Origin of the sequence: Bradyrhizobium sp. NP1, from assembly GCF_030378205.1 — a bacterium.
GTDB lineage: Bacteria > Pseudomonadota > Alphaproteobacteria > Rhizobiales > Xanthobacteraceae > Bradyrhizobium.
Map to the genome: position 1 here is coordinate 3,704,841 of NZ_CP127385.1, position 14,028 is coordinate 3,718,868.

10 protein-coding genes are annotated in these 14,028 nt (G+C 66.5%); 9 read left to right on the forward strand and 1 reads right to left on the reverse strand.

From position 1 onward, the window contains the following. Positions 1–362 precede the first annotated feature (362 nt). Positions 363–653 (reverse strand): DUF3551 domain-containing protein, encoded by a 291-nt coding sequence (locus tag QOU61_RS17755; protein ID WP_289661043.1) that lies wholly within the window; start codon positions 651–653, stop codon positions 363–365. 602 nt (positions 654–1,255) lie between these two features. Between QOU61_RS17755 and dnaE the strand changes: the two genes are divergently transcribed. From dnaE to dxr, 9 genes are all read left to right on the forward strand, one after another. Continuing rightward, positions 1,256–4,777 (forward strand): DNA polymerase III subunit alpha, encoded by a 3,522-nt coding sequence (gene dnaE, locus QOU61_RS17760; RefSeq protein ID WP_289661045.1) that lies wholly within the window; start codon positions 1,256–1,258, stop codon positions 4,775–4,777. Positions 4,778–4,956: 179 nt separating this feature from the next. After that, positions 4,957–7,494, forward strand: coding sequence for a caspase family protein (locus QOU61_RS17765; protein ID WP_289661046.1), 2,538 nt, complete (start codon positions 4,957–4,959; stop codon positions 7,492–7,494). 213 nt (positions 7,495–7,707) lie between these two features. After that, a complete protein-coding gene (locus tag QOU61_RS17770) occupies positions 7,708–8,706 on the forward strand; it encodes a 30S ribosomal protein S2 (protein ID WP_289661048.1) in 999 nt (332 codons plus the stop codon). Between the two features lie 122 nt (positions 8,707–8,828). After that, the gene (gene tsf / locus QOU61_RS17775) at positions 8,829–9,752 is read left to right on the forward strand and encodes a translation elongation factor Ts (RefSeq protein WP_289661051.1); all 924 of its coding nucleotides are present in this window, start codon (positions 8,829–8,831) and stop codon (positions 9,750–9,752) included. A gap of 69 nt (positions 9,753–9,821) precedes the next feature. Next, positions 9,822–10,538, forward strand: a complete 717-nt coding sequence (gene pyrH / locus QOU61_RS17780; RefSeq protein ID WP_289661053.1) for a UMP kinase — start codon at positions 9,822–9,824, stop codon at positions 10,536–10,538. 62 nt (positions 10,539–10,600) lie between these two features. Further along, positions 10,601–11,164, forward strand: coding sequence for a ribosome recycling factor (gene frr, locus QOU61_RS17785; RefSeq protein WP_289661055.1), 564 nt, complete (start codon positions 10,601–10,603; stop codon positions 11,162–11,164). Positions 11,165–11,193: 29 nt separating this feature from the next. Further along, entirely contained in the window at positions 11,194–11,952 is a 759-nt protein-coding gene (locus tag QOU61_RS17790) for an isoprenyl transferase (RefSeq protein WP_289661056.1), read from the forward strand. Continuing rightward, on the forward strand, positions 11,946–12,788 hold the full coding sequence (locus tag QOU61_RS17795; protein WP_502876964.1) for a phosphatidate cytidylyltransferase: 843 nt from the start codon (positions 11,946–11,948) through the stop codon (positions 12,786–12,788). Before QOU61_RS17790 ends, QOU61_RS17795 begins: the two co-directional genes overlap by 7 nt. 4 nt (positions 12,789–12,792) lie before the next feature. Further along, on the forward strand, positions 12,793–14,016 hold the full coding sequence (dxr, locus tag QOU61_RS17800) for a 1-deoxy-D-xylulose-5-phosphate reductoisomerase (protein ID WP_289661060.1): 1,224 nt from the start codon (positions 12,793–12,795) through the stop codon (positions 14,014–14,016). Positions 14,017–14,028: the final 12 nt, after the last annotated feature.

The window sequence follows — 14,028 nt, forward strand, 5'->3', positions numbered from 1 at the left end:
TGTGGTCCTGATGCCCCGACGCTGGCATCAAGTTCGCGGGTAGTGACCCGCTGACGACGGTGGCAAGAAAGCCCGGTCACCGGGGAGAGCACGAAGGAAGCCGTTAAAACCAATCGCGCAGGGAAGGCCGGACTGTTTCGGTTGAACCTGTGGTGACTAACTCGTGTGCTTTTTAATTGCGCACGAGGCCGCGGGTGCAATCGGCACCTGGCTTTCCCTGCGCCCTCCACGACGAGGGACATGAAAGATGCAGGACCCGGACGCGACGAGCGCCGCGGGAATGCGAAGTCGCGCGCCCTGTCGACGTGATTGCGCGGGACGCCGCCGCGCGGAGCCGGGGAGCTCGCAATGACTGACCAGGGCTACAAATCGAAGCCGAAAGAATGGTCCAGATAGTAGCCGCGGTGCCTGCGGTCGCGCCGCGGCGGATAGGCTCTGGCGCCGGCGAAATAGGGGTTGACGATGCATTGCGCGGCGCGACCGGACGCCGAGAGGTTACATTGCGGCATCGACGTGTAGCGGCATTCGTAATAGTTCAGCGGGCCCCAGACCTGCAGGCAGATCGGATAGTTCGGGCCGTAGGTCTGCGCGCTGGCCGGCGCAGCCGCGCCAAGCGTCGCGATCACGGGAACGGCGAGGGCGAGGATGCGCATGAGAATCTCCTGGGACAAAGCTTTGACGGCACCTCAACCGCCCCGGAGGTCTTGCGTCAACTCACGTTCATGCGGGGCCGCGGGCGCTCAAGAGCGTGGAAGGGGCGGGTCGCGGGGCGCGGGCCGCGAAAGGCCGTGGTTTCCACGGACGTCCGGATCGTCGTTCTCGCCGATGAAACAGGGCTGCGGATGCGGGAGAAAAGACACTCCCGTACCGTACCGCGACCCGATTTAACCATGAACGCGGGCGCCTCCGAAGCCCGTCTCAGCCTCGCTTGACTCTTGGAACAAAATAAGAACAATGTTCTCTCTATGTTCTAGTCCGAGGAGGCGTTCATGTTGAGGGTTTTCGTGGAAGAGGCGGCTGCACTGACTTCGCTGGCGCTGTTCGTCGGGATGATCGCGGTCTGGGCCCAGCTCATCACCCAGCTCTGATCAGGGCGCCCGGCCGGGGCTGGGGAAAAGCCGGAGGAGGCGCGCCAGGGGCGCCCCTCGCGTGGACACCCAGGCTACAAGGCGGCAGCATTGCGGGTGCGAGTCGGGTTCCTCCGGCAGCTTCCGCAGCCTAGAGCCCGCCCACCTTCCAGTCATTCAGCGTGCCCATGTCCAGCGCCGGTTTCGTCCATCTCCACGTCCATTCCGCCTATTCGCTGCTGAAGGGCTCGATCAAGATCGCCAAGCTCGGCGAGCTCGCGAAGGCCGACCGCCAGCCGGCGCTGGCGCTCACCGACACCGACAACATGTTCGGGGCGCTGGAATTCTCCGACAAGATGGCCGGCTACGGCATCCAGCCGATCGTCGGCTGCGAGCTCGCGATCGATTTCGGCGACCAGGACCCGAACGCGAGGAATGCGCATTCAGCTGCGCCGGCCCACGTCGTGCTGCTGGCGGCGCGCGAGATCGGCTACCGCAATCTGATGCGCTTGAACTCGCGGGCGTTCCTGGAAACGCCGGTGCATCAGGCGCCGCACATCAAGGTCGATTGGCTGAAAGACAATGCGGAGGGGCTGATCGCCCTGACCGGCGGCCCGGACGGGCCGCTCGCGCTGGCGCTGCGCGCCGGCCATGACGCGCTGGCCGCCGCGCGCTGCGAGCAGCTCGCCGGGGTGTTCGGAGACCGCCTCTATATCGAATTGCAGCGCCACGGGCTGGACAAGGAGCGCCGCGTCGAGGGCGGGCTGATCGATCTCGCCTATGCCAGGGGCCTGCCGCTGGTCGCGACCAACGAACCCTATTTCGCCAGCAACGACGATTATGAAGCGCATGATGCGCTGCTCTGCATCGCCGGCGGCCATCTGATCGCCGAGACCGAGCGCACCCAGCTCACCACCGACCACCGCTTCAAGACCCGGGCCGAGATGGCCGTGCTGTTCGCCGACATCCCGGAGGCGCTCGCGTCCACGATCGAGATTGCCGAGCGTTGCGCTTACCGGCCGATGACCCGCAAGCCGATCCTGCCGCGCTTCACGGTCGGCGCAGGCGCAAGCGCCGCCGACGCGCAGGCCGAGGAGGCGGCCGAGCTGCGCCGCCAGGCCGAGGAGGGGCTCGCGCGGCGGTTGAAGGTGCACGGCCTGTCGCCTTCGACCACGGAGGAGGACTACAGCAAGCGGCTCGCCTTCGAGCTCGACGTCATCACCCGCATGAACTATGCGGGCTACTTCCTGATCGTTTCCGACTTCATCAAATGGGCGAAGGCGCACGGCATTCCGGTCGGTCCGGGCCGCGGCTCCGGCGCCGGCTCGCTGGTCGCCTGGTCGCTCACCATCACCGATCTCGATCCGATTCGTTTCGGGCTGCTGTTCGAGCGCTTCCTCAATCCCGAGCGCGTCTCGATGCCGGACTTCGACATCGACTTCTGCCAGGACCGGCGCGGCGAGGTGATTGAATATGTTCAGCAGCGCTACGGCCGCGACCAGGTCGCCCAGATCATCACCTTCGGCACGCTGCAGGCGCGCGGCGTGCTGCGCGACGTCGGCCGCGTGCTGCAGATGCCCTATGGCCAGGTCGACAAGCTGACCAAACTGGTGCCGCAGAATCCGGCAGCGCCGGTGACGCTCGCGGCCGCGATTGCCAGCGAGCCGAAGCTGCAGGCTTTCCGCGACGAGGATCCCGTGGTGGCGCGGGCCTTCGACATCGCGCAGCGGCTCGAAGGCCTGACGCGGCACGCCTCCACCCATGCCGCCGGCATCGTGATCGGTGACCGACCCTTGAGCGAGCTCGTGCCGCTCTACCGCGATCCGAAGTCCGACATGCCGGTGACCCAGTTCAACATGAAATGGGTCGAGCCGGCGGGCCTCGTCAAATTCGACTTCCTCGGGCTGAAGACGCTCACCGTGCTCGATGTCGCGGTGAAGCTGTTGAAGCAGCGCGACGTCGACGTCGAGCTTGCGACCCTGCCGATCGACGACGCGCCGAGCTACCAGATGCTGGCGCGGGGCGATGTGGTCGGCGTGTTCCAGGTGGAAAGCCAGGGCATGCGGCGGGCGCTGATCGACATGCGCCCGGACCGCTTCGAGGACATCATCGCGCTGGTTGCGCTCTATCGCCCCGGCCCGATGGCCAACATCCCGACCTATTGCGCGCGCAAGCACGGCGACGAGGAGCCGGAATACCTGCATCCGATCCTGGAGCCGATCCTCAAGGAGACCTTCGGCGTCATCATCTACCAGGAGCAGGTGATGCAGATCGCGCAGCAGATGGCGGGCTACTCGCTCGGCCAGGCCGACCTGCTGCGCCGCGCGATGGGCAAGAAGATCCGCGCCGAGATGGAGAAGCAGCGCGAGGTTTTCGTCGCCGGCTCGGTGAAGAACGGCGTGCCGAAGGGGCAGGCCGACACCATCTTCGAGCTTCTCGCCAAGTTCGCCGACTACGGCTTCAACAAGAGCCATGCCGCGGCCTACGCGCTGGTGTCCTACCACACCGCCTACATGAAGGCGCATTATCCGGTGGAGTTCATCGCGGCGTCGATGACGCTCGACCTCAACAACACCGACAAGCTCAGCGAATTCAGGGCCGAGGCGCAGCGGCTCGGCATCAAGGTTGAAGCCCCGAACATCAACCGGTCCGGCGCCACCTTCGAGGTCGGCGACAACACCATCTACTATGCGCTTGCCGCGCTGAAGGGGGTGGGCTTGCAGGCGGTCGAGCAGATCGTGGAGGCGCGCAAGAGTAAGGGCGCCTTCACTTCGCTCGCGGACTTCGCCGCCCGCGTCAATCCGCGCGCCATCAACAAGCGCATCATCGAGAGCCTCGCCGCCGCCGGCGCGTTCGACACGCTCGAGCCCAACCGCGCCCGGGTCTTCGCAGGGGCGGATGCGGTCCTCGCCGCCTGCCAGCGCGCGCATGAGGCCGCGACCATCGGCCAGAACGACATGTTCGGCAATGCGGCTGATGCCCCGACCATCATGCTGCCGCAGATCGAGCCGTGGCTGCCGGCCGAGCGGCTGCGCCGGGAATATGACGCGATCGGCTTCTTCCTTTCAGGTCATCCGCTCGACGATTACGCGACCGTGCTGAAGCGGCTGCGCGTGCAGTCCTGGGCGGAATTTTCCCGCGCGGTGAAGACCGGCGTCACCGCGGGAAAGGTGGCCGCGACCGTGGTGTCGCGGATGGAGCGGCGCACCAAGACCGGCAACAAGATGGGCATCATCGGCCTGTCCGATCCGACCGGCCATTTCGAGGCGGTGTTGTTCTCGGAGGGGCTCGCGCAGTACCGCGAGCTGCTGGAGCCGGGCGCCGCCGTGCTGTTGCAGCTCGGCGCCGAATTGCAGGGCGAGGACATCCGCGCCCGCGTGCTGCATGCCGAGCCGCTGGACGATGCCGCCGCCAAGACCCAGAAGGGCCTGCGCATCTTCCTGCGCGACACCAAGCCGCTGGACTCGATCGCCAGGCGGCTCAACATGCCGGAGAGCCAGCCGGCGGCCGGAGCCGCTGCCGCTCGCGGAACGCCGGCCAAGCCGGCAGCGCCGCCGCCTGCGGGAGCCGACGGCGAGGTGTCGCTCGTGCTCATGCTGGATCTCGAGACCGAGATCGAGATGAAGCTGCCGGGTCGCTTCAAGGTCTCGCCGCAGATCGCCGGCGCGCTGAAGGCGGTCTCGGGCGTCGTCGACGTGCAGACGCTCTGATGCCCTGAACTCCAGGCGGGCTGGCGCGTTATTCCCGGGCGCCTCGCCAGCGCGCCGGTCTTTTGCCGGGCTGCCATGCGCCCTGCCTTGTTGGCAACGTATTTCGTTCAAAGGATGTTCAGACAGCACGGCTCTGAATGCCCAAAACCCGTGTTCCCAAGCAACAAGGCGGAACGCCCATGCGACTGGTCAAGATCCTCTCATTCTGTTCCGTTTGTCTGCTCGTGCTTTCGGGATCGCTGAGCCCGGCCGCCGCCCAGCAACAGGAAAAGCGCATCGCGCTCGTCGTTGGCAACGGCGCCTATGCCAAGTCGCCGCTCGCGACCGCGGCCAATGACGCCGGCCTGATCGCCCAGAGCTTGCAGGCCGCTGGCTTCGACGTGGTCGGGGCGCGCGACCTCGACGCCGATTCGCTGCGCAAGACGTTCCGCGACTTCATGCAGAAAGTGGAGAGCGATCCCGCCAACACGGTCGCGATGGTGTATCTCGCCGGTTACGGCGTGCAGCTCGCCGGCGAGAACTACTTCATTCCGGTCGATGCCACTGTTAACCGCGACACCGATATTCCGATCGAGGGGCTGCGGGTCAGCGACTACACGCGCGAATTCGCCTCGGCGCCTTTGAAAGCCAGTGTCTTCGTGCTCGATGCCGCGCGGCAGCAGCCCTTCATCGAAGGCGGAAACTCGATCGCGAGCGGCCTTGCCCTCGTTGATCCCGCGCCGAACTCGCTGATCGCGTTCAACGCCGCGCCCGGCACCGTCGCGCCGACGGAGCCTGGTCCCTACGGCGCCTATGCCCAAGCGCTGGCTGAAATGATCCGCACCGGCGGATTGTCGCTGCCGGAGGTTTTCGATCGCGTGCGCCTGCGTGTCAGCGAGAACACCAAGGGCGCGCAAATCCCCTGGGATGCCCAGAAGATCCAGGCGCAGTTCGCCTTCTTCGATCGCGCGCCGGACGCACCGCCCGTGCAGGGCACGCCCGATCAGGTCGCCGCGATCCGCGAGCGGCCGATGCGCGATCTCGGCGCGCAGGAGGCGTTCACCGCGGCCCTCGCACGCGACACGATGCAGGGCTACGAGGATTTTCTCGTCGCCTATCCCGGCGATCCCCTGGCAAAGCGGGTGAGGGCGATCGTCGCCGCGCGCCGTGAGGCCATTACGTGGCGCCGCACCTATCTCGCCGATACGCCGGACGCCTATTGGTCCTATTTGCGGCGCTATCCGCGCGGGCCCCATGCGTGGGATGCGCGGCGACGCCTGACGATCCTGTCCGCGGCGCTGGAGCCACCGCCGTCATTTGCGATGATCGACTACGACCTGCCGCCGCCGCCGCCGGACGAGATCGTCTATGTCGACCGTCCGGTGCTCTATTTCGGCGATCCGGATTTCGACTTCGCGCCGCCGCCCCCGCCGCCGGTCTTCTTCCTGCCGCCGCCGCCGCCGGATTTCGTGGTGCTGACGCCGCCATACGCGCCGGTCGGGTTGTTCATCCTGCCGCAGCCGGTTTTCGTGCCGATTCCGGTGTTCTGCCAGCCGCCGGTCTATGTCGCGCCGCCGCCGAACAACATCATCTACAACAACATCCACAACACGACGATCATCAACAACACCATCAACGTTGCGCCGACGACGCAGAACAATATCGTGACCGCTGCCGCCAACAATCAGACCGGCGCGGCGCCGCCGATATCGAAGTCGCTGCAGATGAAAGCCGCGGCGATCAACTCGGGCCAGGCGCCGGTACCCCAGCACGCGCTCATCAACACGAACGCAAAGACCTCGACCAAGGCGGTCTTTCCGACCAATGCGACGTCCACGACCGCCACCACGACGCCGCCGCCGCAGGTAGCCGTGACGAAGCCGGGAACCGCGACCCAGCAGGGAATGGGCACCCGGCCTGCCATCGGGACCCAACAGGGAACGGCGAACCTCAAGCCAGGCAATGCTCTGCCTGGCAGCCCGAGCGGAACGGCGCTTCCTGTTCAGGCCGGCAAGGGCAATGAGGCGAGCAAGGGCGGCGCGCCGGGGACGACCGGCCCCGGCGGATTGACGCCCAACACGAAGCTGGGCACGACGCAGCCGGGTGCTCCGGGGACGGGTTCGAATACGGCGAACCCCAACCGGCCCGGGGGAACGTCGACAACGCCTGGCGTCAACGCCAAGTCCGATGCCAAGTCCGGCGTCTCGCCGCCGGCCAATGCCAAGCTCACGCCTCAGACGACGACGCCGACCACCACGTCGCCCACGGCGGCGCACTCGAACGCTCAGGAGCGCGCCAACACGGTCAATCCGGCGAATACGGCCAATACGGCCCCGGCAAAGCCCGGCGAGACCAAGTTGACGCCGCCTTCGCAGTCGCCTTCGCAGTCGCACGCCAATGTGCAGCCGGCCCAGCGCGAGAAGCTGACGCCTCCGGTGCAATCGAGGCCGGTGACCCCGGCAATGCGGCCGGCCGCCCAGCCGCAGATCAGGCCTGAGGCGAGGCGGGTCGCTCCGCCACCGCCTCCGCCGCCCCCCGTTCGCCAGCCCCAGGTGACCCGGGTCGCCCCGCCGCCCCCGCCGCCACGGGCGGCCGCGCCGCCGCCCCCGCCGCGTCCGGCGCCCCAGATCGCGCGGCCGGCGCCACCTCCGCCGCCCCGGCCGGCGCCACCTCCGCCGCCGCGCCCGGCCGCGCCGGCTGCCGCGAAGAAATGCCCGCCGAACGTCGCCAAATGCTAGGTGATCGGCCGGTCAGGCCCCCGATTCCGACGGCCTGACCGGCGCCCGGCGGGGTCTCGATCAGGCCGTATTTCCTTGCTTCCTGGGAAAATACCGCTATATAGCCGGCCATCTCACACGGAAACTTGGCTGAAAAGGCCGTCCGGTGGCAACCGGGCCGAAAAGGCTCGTTTGCTCACACGTTTCCGGAGGAACCAACCGGAGAATTAGACCATGGCGCTACCCGACTTCACTATGCGTCAGCTGCTCGAGGCTGGCGTGCACTTCGGCCATCAGGCCCACCGCTGGAATCCGAAAATGGCGGAGTACATTTTCGGTGCCCGCAACAATATCCACATCATCGACCTCGCCCAGACCGTGCCGATGCTGCACCGGGCGCTGCAGGCTGTCAGCGACACCGTTTCCAAGGGCGGCCGCATCCTGTTCGTGGGCACCAAGCGCCAGGCGCAGGACGGCGTCGCCGATGCGGCCAAGCGTTCGGCGCAGTATTTCGTCAATTCGCGCTGGCTCGGCGGCACGCTCACCAACTGGAAGACGGTTTCCGCCTCGATCAAGCGGCTGCGCCAGCTCGAGGAGATGCTTTCGTCCGGCGAAGGCGCCCAGTACACCAAGAAGGAGCGGCTGACGCTGCAGCGCGAGCGCGACAAGCTCGACCGCTCGCTCGGCGGCATCAAGGACATGGGCGGTCTTCCCGACATGATCTTCGTGATCGACACCAACAAGGAAGACATCGCGATTGCGGAGGCGCGGCGGCTCAACATCCCGGTCGCCGCCATCGTCGACACCAACTCCGATCCGAAGGGCATCACCTATGTGGTGCCGGGCAATGACGACGCCGGCCGCGCCATTTCGCTCTATTGCGACCTCGTGGCGCGTGCTGCGATCGACGGTATTTCCCGCGGCCAGGGCGATGCTGGCATCGATATCGGCGCTGCCGCCCAGCCGATGCGGGAGGATCTGCCGGCGGTATCGACCGCCTCGGGCTTCCAGGGGCTGGCGGGTCCGCGCGGCACCGCCGACGACCTCAAGAAGCTGCCTGGTGTTTCGGGCGCGATCGAGAAGAAGTTCAACGACCTCGGCATCTTCCACTACTGGCAGCTCGCCGAGCTCAACCACGATACCGCCCACAAGATCGGCGAAGAGGTCGGTCTTCCGAGCCGGGCCGATGCCTGGGTGGCCAAGGCCAAGGCGCTCACGGCCGAAGCCGAATAGATTTGCGCGAATGGCCGGACCGGTTCCGGCCTTCACCCTGTTTTGCATTTCCCGATGGCAGGCGTTGCGGCGATTCCTGATCCCGCGACGCGGCCGGCCAGCGGGCATAGAGGACATTCACGATGGCTACGATCACTGCAGCGATGGTCAAGGACCTGCGCGAATCCACCGGCGCGGGCATGATGGATTGCAAGGCGGCGCTCACCGAAACCGGTGGCGACATGCAGGCCGCCCAGGACTGGCTGCGCAAGAAGGGCCTCTCCAAGGCGGCCAAGAAGGCCGGTCGGGTTGCGGCGGAGGGCCTGATCGGCGCGTTGACCGCGGGCACCAAGGGCGTGGTCGTCGAGGTCAATTCCGAAACCGATTTCGTTGCGCGCAACGAGCAGTTCCAGGGTCTCGTCAAGATGATCGCGCAGGTCGCGCTCGAGGCCGGCGCCGACGTCGAGAAGATCAAGGCGGCCAAGGTCGGCAGCGTGACGGTCGAGGCCGCCATTTCGGACGCGATCGCGACCATCGGCGAGAACATGACGCTGCGTCGCGCGGCCGTGCTGCGGGTCGATAAGGGCGTGGTATCGAGCTATGTGCACAACGCCGTGGTCGACGGCGCGGGCAAGATGGGCGTGATCGTGGCGCTCGAATCGGCCGGCAAGGCCGACGAACTCGCCCAGCTCGGCCGCCAGCTCGCCATGCATGTCGCGGCCGCCAATCCGCTGGCGATCGACCCGGCCGGGCTCGATCCGACCCTGATCAAGCGGGAGAAGGACGTGCTGGCCGACAAGTACCGCCAGCAGGGCAAGCCGGAGAACGTGATCGAGAAGATCGTAGAGTCCGGCCTGAAGACCTTCTACAAGGAAGTTTGCCTGCTGGAACAGGCCTTTATCCATGACAGCGGCAAATCGGTTGCCCAGGCGGTCAAGGAAGCTGAGGGCAAAATCGGCGGAGCAGTGAAGATCGCCGGCTTTGTGCGCTATGCTCTCGGCGAGGGAATCGAAAAGCAAGAGTCCGATTTCGCGGCCGAGGTCGCTGCCGCCAGCGGCAAGAAGTAACCCGCCGGACTGTCCTGCTCCGGCGTGCCAAGCACGCCGGCCGCGTGCGGGGAAGGGAAGCAGATCGCAATGGCCGAGCCTGTCTACCGTCGGGTGGTGATCAAGCTGTCTGGGGAATACCTTGCGGGCAGCAAGGGCTCCGGCATCGATCAGCCGACCGTGGACCGGATCGCAGGCGATCTGATCGCCGCCCGGGCGCTTGGTGCCGAGGTCGCTGTCGTGGTTGGCGGCGGCAACATGGTGCGCGGGGTCGAAGTGTCCTCGCGCGGCGTGTCGCGCCCGACCGGCGACACCATGGGCATGCTGGCGACCGTCATGAACTGCCTTGCGCTGGAGGCTGCGATCGAGCGCAAGGGAACGCCGGCGCGAACGCTGTCGGCGTTTGTCATGCCCGAAATCTGTGAGCTTTTCACCCGCGCTGCGGCGCACAAATACCTTGCCGAGGGCCGTATCGTGCTGCTCGGCGGCGGCACCGGCAATCCCTTCTTCACCACCGACACCACGGCGGTGCTGCGCGCCGCCGAGATCGACGCGCAAGCGGTGTTGAAAGCCACCAATGTCGACGGCGTCTACAGCGCCGATCCCAAGAAGGACCCATCCGCCAAGCGGTTCGACCGTTTGACGCATTCCCAGGCCATCGCGGGCGGTTACAAGGTTATGGACGCGACGGCATTCGCGCTTGCCCGTGAAACGTCGCTGCCTATCATCGTGTTCTCGATCGCCGAGCCGGGCTCGATCGGCGCCATCTTGCGCGGCAACGGCCACGGCACGATCGTCGCTGGCTGACCGGCGCCGCGGTTCCGAACCGGCCGGGCGCGTCGAGGAGCCGTATCAGGAGGAAGAGCGTTATGGCCACGGGTAATTTTGATATCAACGAATTGAAGCGCCGGATGCAGGGCGCGACCCAGGCGCTCAAGCACGAACTCGGCGGCCTGCGTACCGGGCGCGCTTCAGCCTCCATGCTGGAGCCGGTGCAGGTCGACGCCTATGGCAGCCACATGCCGCTGAACCAGCTTGCGACCATCTCGGTGCCGGAACCGCGCCTGATCTCGGTGCAGGTGTGGGACAAGTCCATGGTCAAGGCGGTGGAGAAGGCGATCGTCGATTCCAATCTCGGTCTTTCGCCGGCGACCGAGGGCCAGGTGCTTCGCCTGCGCATCCCCGAGCTCAACGAGGAGCGGCGCAAGGAGCTCGTCAAGGTCGCGCACAAATATGCGGAAGCGGCCAAGGTCGCGGTACGCCATGTGCGCCGCGACGGTCTCGACGTCGTCAAGAAGCTCGAGAAGAACCACGAGATTTCCGAGGACGACCAAGAGCGTTTCGCCAACGAGGTCCAGAAGGCGACCGACGGCATGATCGCCGAGATCGACCAGCTGCTCGCGGCCAAGGAAAAGGAAATCCTCACCGTCTGATCGGCGGTGAGATTGTCCGGGATTGATTGATGTCGAATGCTGCCGTGCCAGCCAGCCAAGCATCGGATCGCACCGACGCTCCGTTGCACGTGGCCATCATCATGGACGGCAACGGCCGCTGGGCGGCCGCGCGCGGCCTGCCGCGGGCGGAAGGCCATAGGCGCGGTGTCGAGGCGCTGCGGCGCGTCGTGCGTGCCGCGCATGAGCTCGGCATCCACCATCTCACCATCTTTTCGTTCAGCTCGGAAAACTGGTCGCGTCCGGCGACCGAGATCGGCGACCTGTTCGGTCTCCTGCGCCGCTTCATCCGCAACGATCTCGCCACCCTGCACCGTGACGGCGTCAGGGTGCGCGTGATCGGCGAACGCGCCGGCCTCGATGCGGACATCTGCTCGCTCCTGACCGAGGCCGAGGAGCTGACGCGCAACAACACCCGCCTCAACCTGATCGTCGCCTTCAACTACGGATCGCGCCAGGAGATCGCCCGCGCGGCGCAGCGCCTTGCGCAGGAAGCCGCCGACGGCAAGCGCGATCCGTCGTCGATCAACGCCGACGCGCTCGGACAATATCTCGACGCGCCCGACATTCCCGACCCCGATCTCATCATCCGCACCAGCGGCGAGCAGCGGCTGTCGAATTTCCTGATGTGGCAGGCCGCCTATAGCGAGCTTGTGTTCGTGCCGATGCATTGGCCGGATTTCGACAAGGCGGCGCTGGAAAGCGCGATCGCCGAATATGCCAGACGCGAGCGCCGGTTCGGCGGTCTGGCGGCGAAAACCGGATCGTGAGCGAAAGCGAGGCAGCAGCACCCGGGCAGGGCTCGCGCAACCTCGTTGTGCGCGCTACTGCTGCTCTCGTTCTGGCGCCGCTTGCCATCGCGATCGCCTATGCCGGCGGATGGCTGTGGGCGGTGCTGGTTATACTGGCTGCTGCTGGCCTCTATCTGGAATGGGCGATGGTCGTCGGCGTTGCGCGCGAACGGCGCGTGCTCGTCGCCGGGATCGTCGCGCTCGTGGCCGCCGGCATTGCGCTTGCGGCAGGGTGGCCTGGCGCAGCGCTGCTTGCCGTCGTGGTCGGGCTTGCCGCCGTCGCCGCTATCGGCGGCGAGAGGCGCGTCTGGATCGCCGCGGGGTTTTGCTATGCGGCCGCCGCCGAGATGGCGTCGGTGCTGGTTCGCCGCGATCCGGTGGAAGGTTTTGCGGCGCTGCTGTTCGTCCTGCTGGTCGTCTGGGCCGCCGATATCGGCGGCTATTTTGCCGGCCGCGGTATCGGCGGCCCGAAACTCTGGCCGCGCATCAGCCCAAAAAAGACCTGGGCCGGGGCAATCGGCGGCTTCGTCGCGAGCCTCATGGTCGCCGCCGGCTTTGCCGCGTTTGACCTTGGCAAGGCGGCCGCGCTGCTGCCATTGGGGGCGGGGCTGTCGATCGTCTCCCAGCTCGGTGATCTCCTTGAATCCGCGGTCAAACGCCGCTTTGGCGTCAAGGACTCGAGCCACCTGATTCCTGGCCATGGCGGCCTGATGGACCGCCTGGACGGCTTCGTGGCCGCCATCGTTGTGGCGGCAATTTTCGGTTTTTTGCGGGGCGGCGCCGATGGCGTCGGCCGCGGTCTTATGGTTTGGTGAAGAGATGAGCGCTGTTCCGTTGCGTAACAACAAGGCCGCTCCGTCCGCCGTGCGCACGGTGACGGTGCTGGGAGCCACCGGATCGATCGGCGACAGCACGATGGATCTGCTGCGCGCCGCGCGTGAGCGCTACCGGGTCGAGGCCCTGACGGCGAACGGCAATGTGCAGGCGCTGGCCAAGCTCGCGAAGGAATTCGACGCGCGCTTCGTCGCGATCGCCGATCCCAGCAGGCTAGCCGAGCTGAAGCAGGCGCTCGCAGGGACGCGCACCGAATGCGGTGCCGGCGAGAGCGCGATCATCGAGGCGGCTGCGCGGCCGGCGGATTGGGTGATGGCGGCGGTCTCGGGCGCAGCCGGCCTGAAGCCTGCGCTGGCGGCGGTAGATCGCGGTGCCACCGTCGCGCTCGCCAACAAGGAATGCCTGGTGTGTGCCGGCGACTTCTTCATGGAGCGCGCGCTCAAGGCCAATGCCTGCATCCTGCCGGCTGATTCCGAGCATAACGCGCTGTTCCAGGCTCTGAGCTCGGGCAATCGCGAGGAGCTCGTCCGCGTCATCATCACCGCCTCCGGCGGCCCGTTCCGGACCTGGGCGCCTGCCGATATCGAGCAGGCGACGCTTGCGCAGGCGCTCAAACATCCCAACTGGAGCATGGGGCAGAAGATCACCATCGACTCCGCGTCGATGATGAACAAGGGCCTGGAAGTGATCGAGGCTTCGTACCTGTTCGCGCTCGCGCCGGAAGAAATCGATGTGCTGGTGCACCCGCAATCGATCGTGCACGGCATGGTGGAGTTTTCCGACCGCTCCGTGGTCGCGCAGTTGGGCGCGCCGGACATGCGCACGCCGATCGCGCATTGCCTGGGGTGGCCGGATCGAATCAAGGGACCGGCGGCCAGGCTCGATCTCGCCAAGATCGGACAGCTCACCTTCGAGGCGCCGGATTTCGAGCGCTTCCCGGCGCTGCGGCTGGCCTACGACGCGTTGCGGACGGGACGCGGCGCGACCACCGTGTTCAACGCCGCCAACGAGGTTGCGGTGGCGGCGTTCATCGCGGGCAAGATCAAGTTCGGCGCCATCGCCCGCCTGGTCGAGGCGACGATCGAAGCCTGGATTCGCGCTGGCAATCTGGCGCCGCTTTCATCCGCCGACGACGCCATCGCCGTTGACCATAGCGCGCGAAATAAGGCTGCCTCCCTCTTGCCTCAAATTGCCTTAAAGGCATCTTAGATCGTTAGGGAA